The sequence below is a fragment of the Candidatus Hydrogenedentota bacterium genome, assembly GCA_035450225.1.
Taxonomy (GTDB): Bacteria; Hydrogenedentota; Hydrogenedentia; order Hydrogenedentales; family SLHB01; genus DSVR01.
Genome location: DAOTMJ010000023.1, coordinates 67,501 through 73,696, shown reverse-complemented (window position 1 = coordinate 73,696; position 6,196 = coordinate 67,501). Strand labels below are relative to the sequence as shown.

Annotated in this window: 6 protein-coding genes; 3 read left to right on the top strand and 3 right to left on the bottom strand. The window is 58.5% G+C overall.

The features are described 5' to 3' along the window. Positions 1 to 223 precede the first annotated feature (223 nt). A complete protein-coding gene (locus P5540_12995) occupies positions 224 to 1,726 on the top strand; it encodes a hypothetical protein (GenBank protein ID HRT65732.1) in 1,503 nt (500 codons plus the stop codon). 155 nt (positions 1,727 to 1,881) lie between these two features. After that, positions 1,882 to 2,373: a DUF3592 domain-containing protein gene (locus P5540_12990; GenBank protein HRT65731.1), complete on the top strand. Its 492-nt coding sequence runs from the start codon at positions 1,882 to 1,884 to the stop codon at positions 2,371 to 2,373. Positions 2,374 to 2,404: 31 nt separating this feature from the next. Here the strand turns inward: P5540_12990 and P5540_12985 are convergent, their stop codons facing one another. The 3 genes from P5540_12985 to P5540_12975 all read right to left on the bottom strand — a co-directional run bounded on the left by P5540_12985 (position 2,405) and on the right by P5540_12975 (position 5,039). Beyond that, entirely contained in the window at positions 2,405 to 4,105 is a 1,701-nt protein-coding gene (locus P5540_12985; GenBank protein HRT65730.1) for a glycerophosphodiester phosphodiesterase family protein, read from the bottom strand. 37 nt (positions 4,106 to 4,142) lie between these two features. Further along, a complete protein-coding gene (locus tag P5540_12980; GenBank protein ID HRT65729.1) occupies positions 4,143 to 4,658 on the bottom strand; it encodes a DUF2147 domain-containing protein in 516 nt (171 codons plus the stop codon). 114 nt (positions 4,659 to 4,772) lie between these two features. Further along, the gene (locus P5540_12975; GenBank protein ID HRT65728.1) at positions 4,773 to 5,039 is read right to left on the bottom strand and encodes a hypothetical protein; all 267 of its coding nucleotides are present in this window, start codon (positions 5,037 to 5,039) and stop codon (positions 4,773 to 4,775) included. Here P5540_12975 and P5540_12970 point away from each other — a divergent pair. Continuing rightward, a complete protein-coding gene (locus P5540_12970) occupies positions 5,038 to 6,195 on the top strand; it encodes a uroporphyrinogen decarboxylase family protein (protein ID HRT65727.1) in 1,158 nt (385 codons plus the stop codon). The genes P5540_12975 and P5540_12970 overlap by 2 nt on opposite strands. Position 6,196: the final 1 nt, after the last annotated feature.

Here is a 6,196-nt window from a genome sequence, read left to right as displayed (position 1 = left end):
CGCGTATCGCGCAGGGCGTCCCCACCGGCAGCGGCCTCGAGTTCGCCGACGACATTACCCTTTCCCACGCCTTGAAGGGCCGCATGCGCCTAAAATAGCACCGGTCCGCAGCGGGAACGGACATTGACCCACCGGGCGGAATCAAGGACAACAATATGAAGTCAAGGCCAATCCTGAATTCCGGCGGCTGTTCCTGCTATGCTACGCGGCATTGAGGATCAACATGCCCACGGCGATTCCGGCAAACACAACAAAAGCGCCCATCCGACTGACGGGTTGGCGGCGTTTTGCGCTGGACGCCGCCGCCCTGCTGGTTTATCTGTCAATCTGCCACGGCGCGTCGCTGACGATCGGGCCGCTGGGCCGAGACCATGCCGCGCTGGCCGACCCCGCTTCACTGCCATGGGGCGTCTCGCATGCCATTGCCTGGGAAATGAAAACCTTCGGGCATCATGTGGCCGGATACCATGCCGTCAATCTCTTGGTATTGTATCTGATCATGTTGATGGTGTATCGGATCACGAATTCGGTGGTGCGAGGCCCGGCATGGCTGGGCACGTTGGCGGCGACCCTTTTCATGGCGAATCCCGCGCACAACGAATCGGTGTGGAACCTGACGGGCGTGTCCGATCTGCTTCCGTGCGGGGCGGGTATGCTGGCGGCGGCCGTGTATGCGGAACGCGCCGCGCGGCCCCGCAACTGGAATCGCCTCGTCGGGTTGCCGCTGATGGTATGCGCCGCGGCCACGTTCCGGGAGAATGCCTGGCTTGCGGTGTTTCCCGTCCTGCATGTGGCGTGTCTTGGCGAAAAAGGCCGCCGTCCATGGAAAAAGACGTTGGCCGCCACCGCATGTATCGCTGCGGCATCTCTTGTCCATGTCCCGGACTGGATGTTTCAAGACATGACGTGGTCCGGCCTTTTCGCGCCGCTTTACTTTGTGTTCTACCCGATAGGATTCCTGCCCGAAAATGCCGTGCTGTTCCACCAAAAACCGTTTCTGGGCTGGCTGGGCGCAATGGCAGTGCTTGGAATTTTGGCCCTGCTGGTCCGAAAGGCAAAGCATCCCGCCATTCTTTTCGGATTGCTCGCCATGGTGGCAACCCAACTTTCCCTGGGAAACCGGATGGTCGATCCGGTGCATCTGATTGGCGGCGGACGGCTCCTGGCGGCCACCGCATTTTTCAATGTTGCATTCGCGGGACTCTGCCTCTGCATGCTCAGGCATCCCAAGTGGCCTCGAATCGTCATCAACGTGACGTCAATACTCTGCGTGGCCTTTTTCGTGTTGGAAATCCGTTCCGTAATGGCATGGCGAACGGCTGGACGCATCGCGGCGGATTTTCGGGAATCGGCAAAGACTGCGGAAGGTCCCCGGACCCTCCTGCCGGATTATCGGTATCGGCAGGGCGCGCCCGTGTGCCTGAGCGATGCGATCGCCCACGACACTCCCTTCGGGAAAGCGATGCCCCACGCGGCGCCGCTGCAATTGCACATGCCGGCAAAATCGAAAAGCCTTCCACGAGCGGTTTTCGTGGACGAAACGGCGTACGAGGTGACCGTCGAATCCGCCGATGTCCCCCATGTTGCGCCTTGGCCCTATTTCCTTGCGACACCCGGCAGCGTCATGGACAAGGCGGATTTCCGTATCGAGGTGCGATCGGGCGCCCCCGGATCCACGGTTTACCGGGTGATTTCCAAAAAGGGACCGTTTCCTCCGTTGTTTTGAAGTCCAAAATCATTGAATTGTCGCATTGGCGAAATGGACTTTGACGGCAAGAGGGTTCTTCAAATGATTCATCTCCATCCGTTTATACCGTCTTCTTCCATTTGTGGAATCATTGCTGTCGGCGTACAATGGAATGGTTGAAGCAGGGGACTGGCATGGGACTTCGGCAGCGACGGCAGTTCAGTGTATTCGGACTTCCCGAAATGGCGGCGCTTGTGCTGATTGGCGCGGCCATTGTGCCGGTTACCTTATGGTCGCGCGACATCATGAGTCCTCAATACCGCTCGACGCAGGGACACGTCATGGAATGCAATATTCACGCGACGCACTACAACGCGAGCGATGCCGCCGTAAAGGTCACGATCACCTATTGCTACACGGTCGAAGGCATCGAGCATATTAACACGTGGACCGGGCTTTGGCCGGAAACGGGCAGTCCGAATGCATTGCCGCCGGACGAACTGGCGCGACTGGAGACCCAAGAGTATCCGTTGACCGTGTTCTACGATCCGTCGAATCCCGCGCGCGGAGAACTCCACATCCGGGATGGGGGTTTTCGGCGAATTTACGGCGGGTTGAGCGCGGTTCTTTGCGGATTGGCCGTGGCGTATTGCGGCATCGTCTATCCGAAATGGCGAAACGCCTAGCGGTCAGCGGTAACCGCTGGAAAGGCCGGCGTCACTTCAAGGACGCGATTCGGCTGCCGGGCAGGATGAAACGTTCGCCCCAGACCAATATGCGCGCCTGCGATTCGGAAAGGCTTTCGATGGCGTCGAAACTGTATTCATAACTCCACCGCGCACCACCTTGGGCGTGCGTGAGTTCGAGGATGTGCGCGATCAACGCCACTTTCGGATTGAGATGGCGCACGGCGTCGGCGACTTTCATGCCGGAACACGCCACGTGTGGAATGAAGAGGTCCACGGGCCTGTCGGGCATCATTTTCCCGTAATTGGCTCCATCGCCGCTGTGGTATACGACGGCGCCGTTGGCCGACGGCCCACAGTCAATCTGATACATGCACATGTTGTCGAGGCCGGCGGGACTGCGCGGTGTATGATCGCCGATATCCACCTTGACGCGAACCGCGCCGAAGCGGCCTTCCCATGGTTTCTTGACGATGATGCCGCCCTCGACAAACGACGAAAGGACCGGTTTGCCGCGTGCAAGCATTTCACGGACAAGCGCCTTTGTGGAATGGTCCGGATGCGAATGGGTAACAAGCAGAAAATCGAGCGTGTCCGAAAAACGCGCCGCGTCGTGCAGGCAAATATCCACCCCAAAACACGCCTCCGGCGTCTTGAACACAAAGCCCATGTTGTACAAAAGCCACACGGCAAGCCCCGATTCCACGCGGGTCCGGATTATGTCGTCGTATGCTTTGTCCGAGGCGCGCGCAAGGGCATGGAGGATGCCGAACCGCCCCGCCGATTCCGCGGCGCCCGGCACGTTCAACAAAAAACGCGACGCCGCATCGGGGGGGCATTCATCCGCGGCCGCCTGAAAGATCGCCATGCGCTCGCGCCGCGCGGAGGCATTTGTTCCGTCGGCCGGATGTTCCCACAGCCAGTCTTGGGCGGCGTCGAGATCGGGAAAGGGGGAAGGACGGTAGGCGTTGAAATACGGCGCATACCGCGAATCAATCTGAAAGAGGCGCACGCCGGCGTCATACAGCCGGCGAATATCGGCTTCGGCGCCCGCGGACGCCGGCTTGAGCAAATAATGAAACACATTCACCGACGCGACGACCGGCACGCGCAGCGAAGCGGCCAGTTGAACGTTTTCGGCGTCCAGTTCGTTGCCGTGCATGAAGAGACAGTACAAGGCCGCCACGTCCTCGCCCGCGTTTGCGGCCTTCTTCAATCCTTCGATATCGGTTGCGACGCGCGCCTTTCCCTTGAAAAAATTCTTCGAGCCGCCGTTTCCAATTATGATCGCCGAATCGAGCAGATCGTTTTCACGGAGTATCGCCTCCACTTCCGACAACGTCGTTTCCGGCCACTCCTCGTGGATGTCAATCATGACCCGCGCCCGGCCCCGGCAGCGTCCGGCGGCATCCTTGAAGGCAACCGGATGAAAACCGCCGATCCGGGATGTGAGCCGGGAGACTTCTTCCCATGTCGTTTCCGCGACATTTTTTCTGGAATCGTGGATCCGCCTGAAATCGCCGTCGTGTTGAAGGAACGCGACCCCGTCGCTCGTCCGGCGCAGGTCGAGTTCAATCATCCAATAGCCTTCGAGGATGGCGGCATCGAGGCTCGCAATCGTGTTTTCAGGCCGCGATGCGTCCACCACGCCGCCACGATGAGCGATAAGATGTAATCCATCCCCAATCGGAAGAGGGGCGGCAAGAAGACCGCATGCAATGAACCATAACACGGGGCGAATCCTTCCAGGATGTCCGAAAATTCCAATATTACTTGGACTTGGCTGGAGGATCCGCGGATTCACCCGGAACCGGCGTTTTTTCGTCGTCCCCGGGACTCCAACGCGTCCAGACGGTCGTGCCCCCGAGCAGCGAAATGCCGATAAAGCCGCGCACCTTGAGGTGGTCCGGATCGGCAAGCGTCAGTTTGGCCTTGTAGGTACGGCCGTCTTCCGGGTTGTAAATCGTGCCGCTTTCGTATCGGTTTTCACCTTGGTATTCAAAATCCTTCAGGATTTCGAGGCCGAGTATCGGCCGGTTCCGCAGCGCGGGATCGGGATTGTTGCGGTCGCGGGTCGGTTTCCCCGCTTCTTGGTCCTTTTTGTCGTAAACCGGGTCCTTCTCCCAGCAGATATGGCCGTAATACTTGCCGTCGCGCTTGGTAAATGCAAAACGTGCGCCGCCGTCCTTGGTCAGCCACTCGTGGCCGAGAATCGCGTCGCCGTCCCCGGCCGCGCCCGCGGCGGCGATTACAATCCCGATGACATGGAACACCGATGAAAGCATAAATGATCCTTTTTCCTTTTTCTGCGGTAAATATAACACGGCCCGATGCGTTGCATCATATCGGCCGTTGCCATGAACATCTTGATTTGTGGGACGATTTCTGCCAGTCTGGGTTTATTCCGAAACGACGTCGGCGGCTTTTGCCGGCAGCACAAAATCCGGAGGCGGATCATGCAATGCGAAATGTGCGGCGCTAAGGTCGAGGAAGAGGAAACCGAGAGGTGTGCGTCCTGCGGGATCATTCTCTGTCCGGATTGCAACATAAACGGGCTTTGCGTCAACTGCCTTGTCATAGACGACTTTTAATGCCGTTTCGTGAATTGGGCTGATAAAACCGTGGCCTTTTGTTTGCAAACTGATGTTCTCGGAGGAAATTTTCATGGGTGATGGAAACACAAAACGTCGCAGGGTACTGGCGGCGCTTGAAGGACGCGAGCCGGATCGCGTGCCGATCGGCGAGTTTTTCTGGTCGCAATTCGTGCGCCGCGCACGCGAAGAATGGGCGGGCGGCGACGCATTCAATCCATACACGCATTGGGACTTGGACTTGATCGTCGTCAATCCTAATATGGACCCGCATCTGACCGGCATCCAGGTCATCGAGGACTCCGGGGCGCACAAAGTCGTCAAAACGGGATTTGGGGCGACCATCGAACTGCGTGACACATGTCCAATGCCGTCTTTTCTCGATTTCGAGACCAAGACCTACGAACAAATGGAGGCATTCCGGTTCGACGATCCGCGCGATCCTCGCCGGTATTTCGAGGCCTTGGACGATCAACTCAACAGCGTCGGGGACGCCCTGAACCTCGGATTGCCGTCGTTCGTGGATCGCGTCAATGCCTGCGCGGACGATTTCTGCGTGTTCGGCGGCATTTGCGAACCACATGAAATGATTTGGCGCATAATGGGAACGGAAAATGTGCTGCTCAAAATTGGGGAAGATCCCGGACGTGTTGCGTCGTTTCTCGAACGGATCGGCGATTTCATGGTGGGCATTGCGGAAAGCCAGATCGCGGCGGCGGGCGGCAAACTCAGCGGTCTTTATCTGTGGGGCGATATCGCCTACGATCGCGGCATGTTCTTTTCGCCGGACTATTGGCGGTCGGCGTACAAGCCGCAAGTGGCGCGCCTGTGCGCGACGGCGCACAAGGCGGGTTTAAAGGTCATTTACCACGGGTGCGGCAACGCAAGCGCCGTTTTCGAGGATCTCATCGAGGCCGGCGTGGACGCCTACAATCCCCTGGAAGCAAAAGCCGGGTTGGACGTTGTGGAACTCAAGCGGCGCTTCGGCCGCCGTTGGGCCTTCAACGGCAACATTGACGTGCGCGTGCTGGCGACCAACAACCGCGACGCCATCCGGCGCGAGGTGCTTACGAAACTCAACGCCGCGAAAGGCGGCGGTTATATCGTCCAATCCGATCATTCGGTGCCGGACAATGTGGATCCGGCCAGTTACGACTACATGGTTCAATTGGTGCGCCAGTACGGCGTCTATCCGTTACATCTCGATGAATACGATATTCCGATGAGTTGAA

Bases quoted from the DNA above. Each gene is read 5' to 3' on its own strand.
- P5540_12970 (HRT65727.1), top strand. From the start codon at position 5,038: ATGGGTGATGGAAACACAAAACGTCGCAGGGTACTGGCGGCGCTTGAA.
- P5540_12990 (HRT65731.1), top strand. From the start codon at position 1,882: ATGGGACTTCGGCAGCGACGGCAGTTCAGTGTATTCGGACTTCCCGAA.
- P5540_12980 (HRT65729.1), bottom strand. From the start codon at position 4,658: ATGCTTTCATCGGTGTTCCATGTCATCGGGATTGTAATCGCCGCCGCG.
- P5540_12975 (HRT65728.1), bottom strand. From the start codon at position 5,039: ATGAAAATTTCCTCCGAGAACATCAGTTTGCAAACAAAAGGCCACGGT.
- P5540_12995 (HRT65732.1), top strand. From the start codon at position 224: ATGCCCACGGCGATTCCGGCAAACACAACAAAAGCGCCCATCCGACTG.